13 protein-coding genes are annotated in these 15595 nt (G+C 69.5%); 6 read left to right on the top strand and 7 right to left on the bottom strand.

Going from position 1 to position 15595, the window contains the following annotated elements:
* Positions 1-71: 71 nt before the first annotated feature.
* Positions 72-1058 (top strand): o-succinylbenzoate synthase, encoded by a 987-nt coding sequence (locus JOE67_RS11310; RefSeq protein WP_204975658.1) that lies wholly within the window; start codon positions 72-74, stop codon positions 1056-1058.
* On the opposite strand, the gene JOE67_RS11305 is transcribed toward JOE67_RS11310, so the two are convergent.
* The gene (locus tag JOE67_RS11305) at positions 1055-1666 is read right to left on the bottom strand and encodes a TetR/AcrR family transcriptional regulator (protein WP_204975657.1); all 612 of its coding nucleotides are present in this window, start codon (positions 1664-1666) and stop codon (positions 1055-1057) included. The two genes, JOE67_RS11310 and JOE67_RS11305, sit on opposite strands and share 4 nt — an antisense overlap.
* A gap of 103 nt (positions 1667-1769) precedes the next feature.
* Here JOE67_RS11305 and JOE67_RS11300 point away from each other — a divergent pair, with 103 nt between their 5' ends.
* Together JOE67_RS11300 and JOE67_RS11295 are read left to right on the top strand one after the other, a co-directional pair.
* Positions 1770-4541, top strand: coding sequence for an efflux RND transporter permease subunit (locus tag JOE67_RS11300; RefSeq protein WP_204975656.1), 2772 nt, complete (start codon positions 1770-1772; stop codon positions 4539-4541).
* Positions 4538-6700: a YhgE/Pip domain-containing protein gene (locus tag JOE67_RS11295; RefSeq protein ID WP_204975655.1), complete on the top strand. Its 2163-nt coding sequence runs from the start codon at positions 4538-4540 to the stop codon at positions 6698-6700. The genes JOE67_RS11300 and JOE67_RS11295 overlap by 4 nt, the downstream gene beginning before the upstream one ends.
* Positions 6701-6876: 176 nt before the next feature.
* On the opposite strand, the gene ccsB is transcribed toward JOE67_RS11295, so the two are convergent.
* The 5 genes from ccsB to JOE67_RS11270 are packed head-to-tail and all read right to left on the bottom strand — an operon-like array spanning position 6877 to position 11408.
* Complete coding sequence (gene ccsB / locus JOE67_RS11290; protein ID WP_204975654.1) at positions 6877-7872, bottom strand: c-type cytochrome biogenesis protein CcsB; 996 nt, start codon at positions 7870-7872, stop codon at positions 6877-6879.
* A gap of 3 nt (positions 7873-7875) precedes the next feature.
* The gene (gene resB, locus JOE67_RS11285; protein WP_204975653.1) at positions 7876-9606 is read right to left on the bottom strand and encodes a cytochrome c biogenesis ResB family protein; all 1731 of its coding nucleotides are present in this window, start codon (positions 9604-9606) and stop codon (positions 7876-7878) included.
* Positions 9587-10333: a cytochrome c biogenesis protein CcdA gene (locus JOE67_RS11280; protein WP_204975652.1), complete on the bottom strand. Its 747-nt coding sequence runs from the start codon at positions 10331-10333 to the stop codon at positions 9587-9589. Before JOE67_RS11280 ends, resB begins: the two co-directional genes overlap by 20 nt.
* Complete coding sequence (locus JOE67_RS11275; RefSeq protein ID WP_338041586.1) at positions 10330-10950, bottom strand: TlpA family protein disulfide reductase; 621 nt, start codon at positions 10948-10950, stop codon at positions 10330-10332. The genes JOE67_RS11280 and JOE67_RS11275 overlap by 4 nt, the downstream gene beginning before the upstream one ends.
* Positions 10951-10973: 23 nt before the next feature.
* On the bottom strand, positions 10974-11408 hold the full coding sequence (locus JOE67_RS11270) for a MerR family transcriptional regulator (RefSeq protein ID WP_204975650.1): 435 nt from the start codon (positions 11406-11408) through the stop codon (positions 10974-10976).
* A 61-nt stretch (positions 11409-11469) separates the two neighbouring features.
* Here JOE67_RS11270 and JOE67_RS11265 point away from each other — a divergent pair, with 61 nt between their 5' ends.
* On the top strand, positions 11470-12360 hold the full coding sequence (locus JOE67_RS11265) for an NAD(P)/FAD-dependent oxidoreductase (RefSeq protein WP_204975649.1): 891 nt from the start codon (positions 11470-11472) through the stop codon (positions 12358-12360).
* Between the two features lie 84 nt (positions 12361-12444).
* Here the strand turns inward: JOE67_RS11265 and JOE67_RS11260 are convergent, their stop codons facing one another.
* Positions 12445-13086 (bottom strand): histidine phosphatase family protein, encoded by a 642-nt coding sequence (locus JOE67_RS11260; protein ID WP_204975648.1) that lies wholly within the window; start codon positions 13084-13086, stop codon positions 12445-12447.
* Between the two features lie 98 nt (positions 13087-13184).
* Here JOE67_RS11260 and aspS point away from each other — a divergent pair, with 98 nt between their 5' ends.
* Together aspS and JOE67_RS11250 are read left to right on the top strand one after the other, a co-directional pair.
* Complete coding sequence (gene aspS / locus JOE67_RS11255; protein WP_204975647.1) at positions 13185-14975, top strand: aspartate--tRNA ligase; 1791 nt, start codon at positions 13185-13187, stop codon at positions 14973-14975.
* Positions 14976-15078: 103 nt separating this feature from the next.
* Positions 15079-15594, top strand: a complete 516-nt coding sequence (locus JOE67_RS11250; protein WP_204975646.1) for a GNAT family N-acetyltransferase — start codon at positions 15079-15081, stop codon at positions 15592-15594.
* The last annotated feature ends 1 nt before the right edge of the window (position 15595 follow it).

The raw sequence follows: 15595 nt of genomic DNA, 5'->3' as shown, positions 1-15595 counted from the left end.
GAAGTGGCCAGAACCGCCGTTCGCGTCGCAGATCTCCGGAGTTATGACCACGCCGCGGGCATGATGGACGCATGACGCCGCCCCTCTCCGACCTGCTCGCCACGGCTCGCGTGGTCGCCCTGCCGATGAACACCCGCTTCCGCGGGGTCGACACGCGCGAAGCGCTGCTGTTCGAAGGCCCGCAGGGGTGGGCGGAGTTCTCGCCGTTCGTCGAGTACGAAGACGCCGAGGCGGCGACCTGGCTCGCAGCCGCCATCGACTTCGCCTGGCACGAGCAGCCCGCGCCGTTGCGCGACCGCATCCCCGTGAACGCCACGGTGCCGGCCGTCGCGGCCGAAGCCGTGGCGGGGGTGCTCACCCGCTTCGACGGATGCCGCACGGCCAAGGTCAAGGTCGCCGAGCGGGGCCAGGTGCTGGCCGACGACGTCGCGCGCGTGCGCGCGGTGCGCGAGCACATGGGGCCGGAGGGCCGGATCCGCATCGACGCGAACGCCGGCTGGAACGTCGATGAGGCCGAGCACGCGATCCACGCCCTCGCCGAGTTCGACCTCGAATACGCCGAGCAGCCCTGCGCGACCGTCGCCGAACTCGCTGAGCTTCGCACGCGGGTGAAGCACATGGGCATCCCGATCGCGGCCGACGAGAGCGTGCGCAAGGCCGAGGATCCTCTGGCCGTCGCCCGGGCCGGCGCCGCGGATCTCATCGTCATCAAGGCGCAGCCGCTCGGCGGCATCCGGCGAGCGCTCGGCATCGTCGCCGAGGCCGGCCTGCCCGCCGTGGTCTCGAGCGCGCTCGACACGGCGGTCGGCCTGTCTCAGGGCGCCGCGCTCGCGGCATCCCTTCCCGCGCTCGAGTACGACTGCGGGCTGGGCACCGCCTCGCTGTTCGCCCACGATGTCGCCGACGCCCGTCCGGTCGGCGGGTCGGTGTCGGCTGCGCGCGTGGTTCCGGATGCCGCCGCGCTCGCGCGCCTCGAGGCCCCTGCCGACCGGCGGGCATGGTGGTTCGAGCGCCTCGAGCGCTGCCACGCGCTGCTCAGCGCCAGAGATGCGGGCTAGCTGCGCATCAGCTCGACCATGCGGCCGAGCGCATCGCTGCCCGCGCGGCGCAGGCTGACCGAGTCCCGGCCCCCGATCGCCCCGCGCACGGTCATGCCCTCCCACACGATCATGAGCAGGCGGGCCGCCTCGTCGGCGCTGATGCGCAGCGTGATCTGACCGGCATCGATGATCTCCTGGATGATGGCGGCGATGCTGCGCACCATCTCGTCCTCCTGTGCGAGGTAGGCGGCGCCGAACGCGGGGTCTCGCAGGGCGCGGATGCGGATCTCGCTCATCATCATGACCCCGACGCGGTCGTCTGCGCCCGAGTCCATGATCTGCTGCACGAGGTCTGCCGGATCGCACTCGTCGAGCGTGTTCTCGCCGACCAGCGTCGAGACGCGCTCGCGCACGGCCTGCAGCCGGGTCTCGCCGACCGAAGCCGCGAGCATGAGGAACAGTTCGTCCTTCGACTCGAAGTTGGAGTAGAAGGCACCGCGCGTGAATCCGGCGCGCTCGCACACTGCTTCGACGGTCGCGCCCTCGAGGCCGACCTCGGCGAACACCTGCTGCGCCGCCTCGAGCAGGCGGGCGCGGGTGTTCTCGCGGCTGCGTGTCGCGGTCATCGCTCCTCCTTCACATCGGGTGCACAGCATCCGGCTTCCCGATGCCCTTACGATACATGTACGTATTCAATACATCTGTGTATCGAGATTCTGCGGAGGCCGCGTGTCCACCCTTCTCTCCACGCTCGGGCGCTGGTCGTTCCGGCATCCGTGGCGCGTACTCGTCGCCTGGCTGATCGTGCTGGGCGTCGCCGGCGGCGGCGCTGTCGCGCTCGGCGCGGGAACCGACAACACCTTCTCCATCCCCGGCACAGAATCACAGGCGGGTCTCGAGCAGCTCTCGCGAACCTTCCCGCAGGTCAGCGGCACGAATGCGCAGTTCATCGTGGTCGCGGCAGATGGCGATGACATCACCGATGCCGCCTACCGCGACGACATCGAAGACACCGTCGACAGCCTCGAGCGCTTCGACGGCGTGCTCGCGGTCACCTCGCCGTACGACGAGAACATCACCGGCATGGTCAACGCCGAGAAGACTGCAGCCATCGTGCGCCTGCAGTTCGAAGGCCAGTCGACCGATGTGCCGGCGAGCGTGAAAGAAGACCTGCAGAACCAGGTCGACGAGCTCGCGGCCTCGCTGCCCGACAGCTCGCAGGCCGCTCTCGGCGGCGACCTCTTCGCGACCTCGATCCCGACGGTCACGATCACCGAGGCGATCGGCCTGCTGATCGCGCTTCTCGTGCTGATCGTCACGTTCCGCTCGTTCGTCGTCGCCGGCCTCCCCCTGCTGACCGCAGTGCTCGGCGTCGGCATCTCGATGGCCGGCATCTTCGCCGCCACCGCCTTCGCCACCGTCTCGTCGACCACTCCCCTGCTCGCGCTCATGCTCGGACTCGCGGTCGGCATCGACTACGCGCTATTCATCGTCGCCAGGCACCAGGACCAGGTGCGCGACGGCATCGATCCCGAGGAATCCGCTGCGCGCGCGGTCGGCACGGCCGGCTCGGCGGTGGTCTTCGCCGGCATCACCGTGCTGATCGCCCTGATCGGACTCGGGTTCGCGGGCATCCCGTTCCTGACCACGATGGGTATCGCCGCCTCGGTCGCCGTCGCGATCGCCGTGGCCATCTCGGTGACCCTCACTCCGGCGCTGCTCGGGTTCCTGAAGGGCCGCGTCGCCGGCCGGCCTCGGCGCCGGCGTTCCGCTTCGGCCGCTGCCGACGACGACCAGCAGAGGCGAGATGGCGCCGCCCGGGATGCCGCTCCGCGCCCCACGTTCTCGCGCCGCTGGGTCGACGCGATCACGAAGCGCCCCGTCATCATCGCCACTGCGGTCATCGTCGGACTCGGCATCGTCGCGATCCCCGCGCTCAGCCTCAACCTCGCACTGCCCAACGCCGGCGTGCTCCCGAAGGGGTCCGAGGCGCGCGTCAGCTACGACCTCACCGCCGACGAGTTCGGCCCCGGCTTCAACGGCCCGCTGATCCTCACCGGCACGATCGTCACCTCCACCGACCCGCTGAACCTCATGCAGGACCTCGGCGACGAGGTCGAGAAACTGCCCGGCGTGCGCGAGGTGGCCCTCGCCACTCCGAACGAGACCGCCGATACGGGCATCGTGCAGATCATCCCCGAGACGGCGCCCGACGACCCGGCGACCAGCGACCTCGTGCGCGAACTGCGCTCACACCACGACGAGTGGCTCGACGAGTACGGCATCGACCTGAAGGTCACAGGCTTCACCGCCGTCGCGATCGACATCTCCGACCAGCTGGGCGCCGCGCTTCTGCCGTTCGGCATCTTCGTGATCGGCCTCTCGCTGATCCTGCTCGCGATCGTGTTCCGCTCGATCTGGGTGCCGGTCACTGCGGCGATCGGATACCTGCTGTCGATCGTCGCCGCGTTCGGCGTCGTCGCCGCGGTGTTCGAGTGGGGCTGGTTCGCGGATGCCCTGCACGTGGCGCGCACCGGACCGATCATCAGCTTCATGCCGATCGTGCTCATGGGCGTGCTGTTCGGACTCGCGATGGACTATCAGGTCTTCCTCGTCTCTCGCATGCGCGAGGACTTCGTGCATGCCCGTGGATCCGGCCGCGCTGAGGCCGTCGAGGCCGTGCGCTCTGGTTTCTCCGGCACCGCGCGCGTCGTCACGGCCGCGGCGCTCATCATGTTCGCCGTGTTCGTCGCATTCGTGCCCGAGGGCGACTCGTCACTGAAGCCCATCGCGCTCGGACTCGCCGCGGGCATCGCGATCGACGCCTTCCTCGTGCGCATGACGCTGATTCCCGCGGTCATGGCAATCCTCGGCGAGCGCGCCTGGCGGATCCCGCGCTGGATGCAGCGCGTCCTCCCCCACGTCGACATCGAAGGCGAGGCGGTCGAGCGCGAGCGGGCGCTGGACGGGTGGCCGGGTGATGGCAGCGTCGTCGCCGCCGACGACCTCGTCGTCGACGCGGCCGGAATCGACGGTGCGCACCTGCGGCTCGCCCCCGGTGCGTCGCTGATCGTGGCCGGCGCAGGCACCAGCGCGCTGCGCACGCTGGCGCTCGTTCTGGCCGGGCGGGTGAAACCGGATGCCGGGAGGCTGCGAGTCAGCGGCCATCTGCTGCCCGGCCGTGCGGCGTGGGTGCGCGCCCACGTCGGGGTGGTGCTGTTCGATCAGCCGGATGCTTCCGCTCAGCTCGCCGAGGCCCTGCGCGGTCAGCCCGCACTCGTGATCCTCGACGGTGTCGACCGCCTCTCCGCCTCCGACCGGGATCAGCTCGCCGCGCGCCTGCGAGACGCCGGCGACGGTCTCGCGGTACTGCTCACAACTCCCCACCCGGATGCCGCGCAGCACCTGCTGCTCGATGCCGGCCGCGCGCTGGCATCCGTCACCGACCTGCGCGAGAGCGCCGAACTCCCGACCTCCGACTCGACCGAGGTGACCGCATGACGCTCCCCATCGAACGCGCCCGTTCCCGCCGGCCCATCACCTGGCTGACGCTCATCGGGGTGCTGCTGCTTCCTGCGATGATCGGCGGCATCCTCGTCGCAGCGCTTCAGGACCCGACCGAACGGCTCGAGCAGATGACGGCCGCGGTCGTCAACCTCGACAAGCCCGTCACGATCGACGGGCAGTACACGCCTCTCGGACGCCAGCTCGCAGCCGGGCTGGTCGAAGGATCGGATGAGCTCGACTCGAACCTCACGTGGGTGATCTCGAATGAGGACGACGCCTCCGAGGGTCTGGCCGAGGGCCGGTATCAGGCCATCGTGACGATCCCCCGGTCGTTCTCGGCAGACGCCACCTCTGCCGGTACGGCACTGCAGGACGGCGAGTCCACCGCCGAGCAGGCCGAGATCAGCGTGACCACCGCACCCGACGGCCGGGTCGCCGATGGGCTGATCAGCCAGCAGATCGCGTCGGTCGCCGCATCGACCATGGGGACCATGATCAGCGAGGCGACGGTCGGCAACGTGCTGGTCGGCTTCACGACGATCGGCGACCAGATCGGCGACGCCGCTGACGGAGCCGACAAGCTCGCCGATGGCGCCCGATCGGCTGCCGACGGCGCGGCCGAGATCCCCGACGGGGCCGTTCAGCTCGCCGACGGTGCCCGAAAGCTCGCCGACGGCTCAGGCCAGCTCTCGGACGGCGCCGCACAGCTGGGAGCAGGCGCGGATCAGCTGGCCAGCGGAGCGAACGAGATAGCCAGCGGGGCGGTCTCACTCGGCACGGGTCTCGACACGATCGCCACCAAGACCAGGGAGGCCGGAGCCGGTGCGACCCAGCTCGGCAAGGGTCTCGTCGGCGGTGCGGCGGCCATCACCGCTCCCGACAGCGAGGTGAACACGCTGGCGCAGACACTGCAGCTCGTCGCGAGCAAGGCGGCGGGGGCAGCATCTTCGTCGGTCGACGCGGTGACCAGGATCGGCGGCGTCGCTCAGAGCCTCGGTGCTCTGGCTGCCGAGTGCGATCCTGCTGCATCGGGCGCGGACTTCTGCGGGCGCCTGGCCGCAGCGGCAGAGGATGCGGGCGCCGCCGTCGACTCCGCGAAGCAGACCGCCACCGATGCGGGCACGGTCTCGGGCTACATGACGCCCGTCGCCGAGAACGTGAAGGGACTTCCCCAGCAGCTCGCCGCACCCCTCAAGAGCGCCGGCGACGCGGCCCTCGCACTCGGCGGCGGTGTGGGGCAGATCGCCGACGGCATCGACAAGTCAGCCGACGGGGCGCGCCAGCTCTCGGGCGGGATGGTGGATGTCGGCACCGGCGCCTCGAAACTCGGCGACGGCGCCACGGGCCTGGCCGATGGCGCCTCGGGGATCGCCGACGGCGCTTCGAAGCTCGGCGACGGCATCACCGCTCTCGGTGACGGGGCGGGCGAGCTCTCGGACGGGCTCGACGAACTGGCATCCGGAACCGGTGAGCTCGCCGACGGTCTGCACACCGCGTCGACCTCGCTGCCGTCGTTCGACGACGAGCAGTCGACCTCGCTCGCATCGGTGATCGCCGACCCGGTCGCGTCGTCTTCGGACTCCGACGACATGTTCGGCCCGACCACGATCCCGCTGCTCTCGGCCGTCGTCCTCTGGTTCGGAGCGCTGGCATCGTTCATCGTGCTGCGCGCCGTGCCGGGCAGCACGCTCACCTCGCGTCGCTCGTCGATCGGGATGGTGCTGCGCGGATTCTGGCCGGCTGCCGGCCTCGGGGCCGCGCAGGGATTGCTGGTCGCGCTGGTCGTGCAGATCGTGGCCCAGTACGACGCAGCCCAGTGGTGGGGCTTCGCCGGATTCGCGGTCGTGGCCGGCACCGCCTTCGCTGCGATCAACCAGGCCCTCGTCGCGGTGCTCGGAGGCATCGGACGCTGGGTGAGTGCGCTGGTGGGCGTCGTGGCCCTGGCGACGAGCCTGATCTCGACCGTGCCGTCGTGGCTCGCGGCACTCGGCGCGGCGATGCCCACCGCGCCCGCGCTCAGCGGACTCATCGCCCCCAGCGGCGCGGCCTTCGCCGGCCTGGTCGTCTGGGCGGTGCTCTCACTGGGAGCCGCCACCCTGGCCGTGGCCACCCGCCGCACGACCTCTGCCAAGGCCGTGCTGGCCGCGGCCTAGCATCCGGATCGGGCATCCGGGACTGCTCCCGGATGCCCGGACGCGACTCATCCGGCAAGGCACGCGCGCCCGAGAACAGGACGATTCGCGAGAACAGGCCCCTTCACGGGCATCCATCCTGTCCTCGCGAATCAGCCTGTACCGGCGAACCCGGACCTCGGCGGCGAGACGCGACCTCAGCTCAGGCCGGAGTAGGCGTGCAGACCCTTGAAGAAGACGTTGACGATGGCGAAGTTGAAGATCACCGCGGTGAAGCCGACGATAGACAGCCAGGCCGACGGGTTGCCTCGCCAGCCGCGGGTGGCACGGGCGTGGATGTATCCGGCGTAGAGCACCCAGATGATGAAGGTCCAGGTCTCCTTCACGTCGAAGCCCCAGTAGCGGCCCCAGGCGTCCTGCGCCCAGATCGCACCGGCGATCAGCGTGAAGGTCCAGAAGATGAAGCCGACGACCGAGAAGTGGTACGCCATGTTCTCGAGGCGCACGGTGTTCGGCAGGGTGCGCAGGAACCCGGGGCCGGCGTTCTCGTCTCCCTCGGCGACGCGACGCTCACGGCGCGACTGCATCAGCTGCATCACCGACAGCGCGAACGCGAGGGCCAGCAGCGCGGTCGACAGCGAGGCGACGAACACGTGGATCACCAGCCACACCGACTTCAGCGGGTCGACGAGCGGCGTGACCTCGACGTAGAAGTTGGCCGCAGCGGCACCCAGCAGCACGACGACGAGACCCGAGATGAACGTGCCCAGGTAGCGCAGGTCGATGCGGGTGAGCATGACCAGGTACACGGCCATGATCAGCAGCGTGCCGATCATCGCGAACTCGTACAGGTTCGCCCACGGCACGCGCCCGGCGGCGAAACCGCGCGTGAGTGTCGCGGTGAGGTGGAAGAGCCAGCCGAGGATCGCCAGTGCGGTTCCGATGCGGGCGAAGATGTACTTCGGCTTCCCGCCCTTCCCCGCGTCTGCTGCGGCTGCGCCGGTTCCGGATGCCGCTGACGCGGCGCCACGGGCATCCGAACCTCCTGCGGTGACCAGAGCCGGGGTCTCGACGGCGGCGGCCGTCGCCGAGGAGCGCCGTGCCAGGTCGAAGGCGTAGGCGATGAACGAGCCGGCGTAGACGGCGATGGCCGTCCACAGCGTCAGGATCGAGATGGAATCGAGGTCGGGCATGTGTCAGTCTCCCTGTGCGGAGGTCGCGCTGTCGGGCGCGGCCGCGTCGAGAAGCCGCCCGTGTCCGCGGACGAGATCGTCCACGGCGGCGGCGAGGGTCGGATCGTCGCCGCGCGCGAGGCCGGCGTACTCGAGGTGGATTCCGTCGTCGGATGCCGTGGCCTTCACCCACATGCGCCGACGCGGAACGAACAGGGCGAGGCCGAGCCCGCCCAGGGCGAGCAGTGCGAACGCCAGCACCCATGGCGCCGAGGCGTCGTGGTGGATCTGCAGCGACACGTAGCGCTTGACCGACTGCAGCGTGTCTTTCGCACCCTTCGGCGACACGTTCTCGAACGTGACCGTGCCGAGGCCGTTGGGCAGGTCGGCGGTCTCGCCGGGCTGCAGCTCGATCGACTTCTCGTCGGTCGTGCGGCCGTTGAGCTTCTCGAGACCGTCGGTGTTGAGCTCGAACACCGACACGGGCTTGCCGCCGTCGACGCCGAGGTCGCCCTGGTACACGTCGAGGGTGAGCAGGGGGAGGTTGAGCGCGCCGTGCACCGAGGTGTACGCGCCGCTCTTCATCTTCAGCGGGGTCGGGTAGAGGAACCCGATCATGCCGAGCTGCTCTGGCATGCCGTCGGTGACCTTCACGACGCCGAGCGAGGTCATCGCGCTGTCCTGCGGGAGGAACTCGACGGGACCGCTGAAGACCTTCTCGCCCTCCGCGTTGCGCACGGTGATGGTGGGCGCGTACCCGTTGCCGAGCAGGTAGATGCTGTCGCCGCCGACGTGCAGAGGGTGATTCACGCGCACGGTGCCCTTGCTCTTCGAGCCGTCGACGTTTCGCACCGTGAGGTTGGCGGCGAAGTTGCCGGCCTGGCCGGCACCGGGCGTGCCGAAGTCCTCGTAGGTGACGTCGAACGAGTCGAGTGTCAGCGCGTAGGGCTGGAAAGAGTCGTCGGCGACGAAGCGCCCGCGGTTGATCGAGTTGTAGTCGATGAGGGTGTTGACGTAACTGGCGCCCTCGATCACCACGCGCTGGCCTGTGTAGGCGAAACCGCCGCCGATGCCGACCGTGACCAGCACGCCGACGAGCGCGACGTGGAAGAGCAGGTTGCCGGTCTCACGCCAGTAGCCGCGCTCCGCCGACACCGACCACGTCCTGCCGCGGTCGTAGCGGGCGACGCGATAGCCGAGGGACTTCAGCTGCTTCTCGGCGATGTCGATCGAGACGGCGGCGTCTGTCGTGCCGGCGGCACCGGCATCCCGAACGACCGAGCGGTGGTTCTCGAGCCGGCCGAGCCGTGCAGGGGTGCGTGGGGGCTGGGCCCGCAGCGCCTTGGCGTGGTGCTTGATGCGCGGGATGATGCAGCCGATCAGCGAGATGAACAGCAGCAGGTAGATGGCCGAGAACCACGGCGACGAGTACACGTCGAACATGCGCATCGCGTCGAGCGCGGGGAAGATGTCGGGGTTGTTCTGCTTGTACTGCACGACGCCGTTGGGGTCGGCGGTGCGCTGCGGGAAGACCGATCCGGGGATCGCGGCGATGGCGAGGATCAGCAGCAGCACCAGCGCCACGCGCATCGAGGTCAGCTGACGCCAGCCCCAGCGCAGCCATCCGACGAACCCGAGCTTCGGCTGGTTGATCTCGCTATCGTCGGCGGGTGCCGAGTCGATGTGGTCGGCCGGGCGGAGCGGATCGGATGCCGCTGCCGCGCCGTCGGAGGGGTCAGAGGGGGAGGATGACACTGCTCATCACCGCCGTGAGTCGAGACATGATCTGGGTCCACACGCCGGTGATCATCAGCAGGCCGAGCACGATCAGCAGCGCGCCGCCGATGATGTTGACGGTGCGGATGTGGCGGCGCAGGAAAGCGGTTGCGCTCGTCGCCCAGCCGAAGCCGAGGGCGACGAGCAGGAACGGGATGCCAAGGCCGAGCGAGTAGGCGACGCCGAGCAGCCCGGCGCGCCACGGATCGCCGAGGGTCCAGCCCACGCTGATGATGGCGCCGAGCGTTGGTCCCGTGCAGGGCGCCCAGCCGATGGCGAGCGTGAAACCGAGCAGCGGTGCGCCGATGAGGCCGGTGGCCGAGTTGACCTGCATCTTGTACTGACGCTGCGCGAAGCCGAACAGGCCGAGGAAGATCAGACCCATCAGCACGACGACGGCACCGAGGACGCGGGTGATCAGGTCGCCCCACTCGAGGAAGAAGGTGGATGCTGCGCCGCCGATCACCGTGTAGGCGACGAACACCACCGTGAAGCCGGCGATGAACAGGAGCACGCCGAGCAGCATCCGGCTGCGTCGTGCACGCTCGGGTGAGGCGGTGGCTCCGGCCGCTCCCCCGATGAACCCGAGGTAGCCGGGCACGAGCGGCAGGATGCACGGAGACAGGAACGACACGAGACCGGCGAGCAGGGCGAGCGGGATGGCGATCCAGAGCGCGCCGGCCCCGATCACGGCATCCGGGCTCACGCCTTCTCCTTGAGCGCGTCCTTGATGAGGGTCGACAGGATCGAGGTGCCGTCGATCGGGCCGATGATGCGGGCCGCGACCCGGCCCTTCCGGTCGATGACGAGGGTGGTCGGCGGCGCCTGGATCGGCGTCACCCGGGCGAAGGCGAGCTTGGCGTCACCGGAGGTGGCGTCCATGAGGCTCGGGTAGGTGACGCCGTAGGTCTTCGCGAACGACTTGGCGGTGTCGGCCTGGTCGTAGATGTTCACGCCGATGAACTGCACACCGTCTGCCTGGTGCTTCTGCCACGTCGCCTCGAGGTCTTTCGCCTCGGCGCGGCAGGGTCCGCAGCCCGCGTACCAGAAGTTGACGACCGCGACCTCGCCGCGGATGTCGTCGCTCGAGAACTTCTCGCCGTCTTCGGTCATGCCGCCGAAGTCGACCGGCTCTGCACGGTCGCCGGCAGGGATCGAGTCGACGCGGAAGTCAGCAGCCGTGTACGCCTTCTGATCGCCGTTCTTGTAGGCCTCGACCATGGGGTCGGGAGCGCACGCGCTCAAGCCGATGGCGAGAGTCGCGGCGAGCGCTGCGGCGCCGATGCGCCAGGCGCCGCGAAGGGAACGAGCAGGCACGGACACGCTGGGAATCGTACGCGCGGATCCTATGCGCGCTCTGAGCCGTCGTGACCCTCCGGGAACTCGGCGAGCAGATCCGACAGCTCGGCGCGGAATCGCGGACAGGTGGAGATGTCGTGTGCCGAGCATCTCAGCGCATGCTCGGCCATCGCCTTGGAGCGTCGCATCTCCTCCATGCGGCGGTCGAGGTCGTCGATGTGCGTCTGCAGCACACGATGTCTGCCTGCCATGTCGCGTTCGAGCAGGTGAGCGATCTGGTCGAGACTCATGCCCGCCGCCTTGCTGCGCAGGATGACGGCCACTCGCACGGCGTCGTCGCGGCTGTAGCGGCGTCGGTCAGAGCTGTCTCGCGCCGGGGAGAGCAGGCCGACCGATTCCCAGTGGCGCAGCACGTTCGTGGGCAGCGAGAAGCGCTCGGCGACTTCGCCCACCGAGAAGGGGCGCTCGACATTTGACTTCATGTTGACATGAAGTCACAGACTGGCTGCGACCGCAAGATCGGGACCCTTCAGGAGGACGCACATGAGCGATGTCATCATCATCGGCGCAGGACCGGCCGGACTGCAGGCGGCCCTGACGCTGGGGCGGATGCACCGCTCGGCCCTTGTCGTCGACTCGGGCGAGTACCGCAACGGAACCGTGCTGCACATGCACAACGTGGTGACCAATGACGGCACGGCGCCTGCCGAGTTCCGAGCGACCGCGAGAGCTCAGCTGCAGCAGTACGACACGATCGAGCTCCGCCAGGGAAGAGTCAGCGCGGTCTCGCCCGCGGACGGCGGCTTCACCGTGCGGTTCGAAGACGGCACGGTCGAGCATGCGCCGCGGGTGATGCTGACGACGGGGATGAGAGACGATCTGCCGGATGTCGCCGGCCTGGCTGAGCTGTGGGGCGTGCGCGCCTTCAACTGCCCCTTCTGCGACGGGCACGAGTTCGCCGGACGCACGGTCGGCGTATTGGGAGCGGAGCGCGCAGAGCACATCGTGCGCATGCTGCGCCCCATCGGCGTCTCGATCGTCGTCTTCGATGACGGCGCGCTGGACGACGACCGTCGTGCGGAGCTGGAATCGCTGGGCGCCGTCGTGCACCGGGCGCCGGTGACGTCGGTCGCACCGGACGGGGAGGGCGTGAGGGTCGCCGCGGGGACGGCCGTCGGCGTCGACGGGCTCTTCGTGACCAACGCCGCGATGCGCCAGCGTGCTCCCTTCGCCGATCAGCTGGGCCTGCGGATGCTGCCCAGCGGCGCGATCGAGATCGACGAGATGGGGCGCACCTCGCTCGCCGGAGTCTCGGCGGCGGGCGACCTCGCGCATCGGGCGAGCGTCCCCGGCGTCATGGCGGCCGTCACACTCGCTGCTGCAGCCGGTCAGCTCGCCGCCATCGGAATCGTGCAGGAGCTCGCGATGGGCTGAGCCGGCGTCCGCGTTCGAATCGCGCGAATGGCGACCTCAGGGCCGGCAACCGCCAGATGAGCGATTCGAGATCAGTCGGAGCGGTCAGACCGCGCCGAGGTCGACGCCCTTGTCCGCCGGCTCGACGTAGTCCACCTCTCGCCACACGTCGCCGACGCGCTCGAACGAGGTGATGCTCGACAGCGCGCAGCGCCGGGTGCGCGGATCGTGCTGCAGGGTGATTCCCGCGATCGAGAGGTGCGTGATCCAGATCGGCGCCTGGTGCGAGACGAACACGATGTCTCCGTCGTGCACCGACGGGCCGCGCAGCGCGGCATCCCAGGCCTCGTCCATCGCGGCGCGCATGCGCGTCGCGATCGACGTGTACGGCTCGCCCCAGCTGGGCACCGACGGCCGGCGCAGGTGGCGCCAGTTGAAGGGGTTGCGCAGAGCGCGCGACATCCGCTGGCCTTCGAACACGTTCGCGGGTTCGATGATGCGCACATCGTGGGTGGCGTCGAGTCCGAACAGCTCGGTGAACGGCGCGGCCGATTCCTGCGTGCGCTCGAGCGGCGAGCATCGCAGCTCGCTCACCTGCCGGCCGGCGGATGCCAGGTGCTCGGCCGCGTCGTGCGCCATCCGGCGCCCGGCCTCGCTCAGGTGATAGTCGGGGAGGCGCCCGTAGAGCACGCGCGCGGGGTTGTGCACCTCGCCATGGCGCACCAGATGGAGTCGTCGTGCCGTCACCCGCCCACCGTATCGCGGGCCGAGGTCACGCGGATTCGCGATCAGGGGCGCCACGTAGACTGGGCGGGTTCGCCTTTCCCCGATCAGAAGGAATCTCCGTGCTTCGCACACACACGGCAGGCTCACTGCGAGCCGAGCACATCGGTCAGACCGTCACCCTCTCGGGCTGGGTCGATCGTCGCCGCGATCACGGAGGCGTCGCGTTCATCGATCTTCGCGATGCGTCGGGCATCGCGCAGGTCGTCATCCGCGATGAAGACGTGGCTCACCCGCTGCGCTCGGAGTTCGTGCTGCAGGTGACCGGTGAGGTCTCGCGCCGCCCCGAGGGCAACGAGAACCCCAACCTGCCCACCGGCGAGATCGAGCTCATCGCGGCCGACGTCGTCGTGCTCAACGAGTCGGCACCTCTCCCCTTTCAGGTCTCGAGCGGCCTGGCCGAGTCCGACCCGATCAGCGAGGAGGTGCGTCTGAAGCACCGCTACCTCGACCTGCGTCGTCCGAACCCGGCTGCCGCGATGCGCCTGCGCTCCGACGTGTACAAGGCGATCCGCGACGAGCTGCACAAGCGCGACTTCGTCGAGGTCGAGACGCCGACGCTGACCCGTTCGACGCCCGAGGGCGCCCGCGACTTCCTCGTGCCGGCGCGCCTGCACCCTGGCAGCTGGTACGCGCTTCCGCAGTCGCCGCAGCTGTTCAAGCAGCTGCTGATGGTGGGCGGTGTCGAGAAGTACTTCCAGATCGCCCGCTGCTACCGCGACGAGGACTTCCGCGCCGACCGTCAGCCCGAGTTCACCCAGCTCGACATCGAGATGTCGTTCGTCGAGCAGGAGGACGTCATCGAGATGATGGAGTCGCTCATCGTCGCGATGTGGAAGACCATCGACGTCGACGTGCAGACCCCGCTGCCGCGCATGACCTACGCCGATGCCATGGCGAAGTACGGCTCCGACAAGCCCGATCTTCGTTTCGGTCTCGAGCTCGTCGAAGCGACCGAGTACTTCGTGAACACGCCGTTCCGGGTGTTCCAGTCGGAGTACGTCGGTGCCGTGCTGATGCCCGGCGGAGCCTCGCAGCCGCGCAAGACGCTGGATGCCTGGCAGGACTGGGCCAAGCAGCGCGGCGCCCGCGGGCTCGCCTACGTGCTCTTCAACGAGGACGGAACGCTCGGCGGCCCGGTCGCCAAGAACCTGTCGGAGGCAGAGCAGGCCGGCCTCGCCGACCTCGTCGGTGCGAAGCCGGGCGACTGCGCGTTCTTCGCCGCAGGTGAGACGAAGGCGAGCCGCGCACTGCTCGGTGCCGCCCGCGTCGAGATCGGCCGCCGCCTCGAACTGCTCGACCCGAATGTGTTCGCCTTCACCTGGGTCGTCGACGCCCCGATGTTCGAGCCCGCCGGCGACGCTGTCGCCTCGGGTGACGTCGCGGTGGGGTCGGGCGCCTGGACGGCGGTGCACCACGCGTTCACCGGCCCCAAGCCCGAGTTCGCCGACACCTTCGACACCGACCCTGGCTCTGCCCTCGCCTACGCGTACGACATCGTGTGCAACGGCTCTGAACTGGGTGGCGGCTCGATCCGCATCCACCGCGAAGAGGTGCAGAAGCGCGTCTTCAACGTGATGGGCATCACCGAGGAGCAGGCCGATGAGAAGTTCGGCTTCCTGCTCGAGGCGTTCAAGTTCGGGGCTCCTCCGCACGGCGGAATCGCGCTCGGCATGGACCGCGTCATGCAGCACCTGACGAAGACGGAGTCGATCCGCGAGGTCATCGCCTTCCCGAAGTCGGGCGGCGGCTTCGACCCGCTGACCGAGGCGCCGGCGGTGATCACGCCGGAGCAGCGCGCAGAGGCCGGCGTCGACGCACAGCTCGAAGACGACGAGGCCGCTTCGGCCTGATCCCCCTCATCGCGAGGCATCACAGGCACCCCGTGCTGCAGGCAGCTGCAGCACGGGGTGCCTGCGTCTGCGCGGGTCTCGGCGATGCTGCAAGACTGGGTGCATGCTGGCATCCATCCCGCTTCCCCACTTGATCGAGTCGCGCGCAGGGCGCGCGCTGCTGCGGCGAGCGACGCCGGCCGACGCCGATGGGATCATCGCGCTGCTCGCCGACGACCCGATCAGCGCATCCCGCGGGGATCAGGCGTCGGATGCCGATCGCCCGGCGTACCTGAGCGCGCTGGAGGACATCCTCGCCAGCGTCGAGAACGACCTGCTCGTCGTCGAGCTCGACGGCGAGATCGTGGGCACCCTGCAGCTCACTTCGATCCCCGGGATGGCCAGGCAGGGCGGGCGCCGACTGCTCGTCGAGGCGGTGCGGGTGCGCGGCGATCTGCGCTCGAGCGGGATCGGATCGGCGGTGATGCGCTGGGTGTCGGACGACGCGGCTCCCGCGCTCGGCGCCGCGATGGTGCAACTCACCTCCGACGCCGCTCGCACCGACGCGCACCGCTTCTACGAGCGCCTCGGCTACGTCGGATCCCACGTCGGCTTCAAGTACCGCGTGCCGCAGAGCTGAC

This window comes from Microbacterium esteraromaticum, assembly GCF_016907315.1.
GTDB classification, from domain to species: domain Bacteria; phylum Actinomycetota; class Actinomycetes; order Actinomycetales; family Microbacteriaceae; genus Microbacterium; species Microbacterium esteraromaticum.
This window is presented reverse-complemented; position numbering and strand designations above follow the sequence as displayed.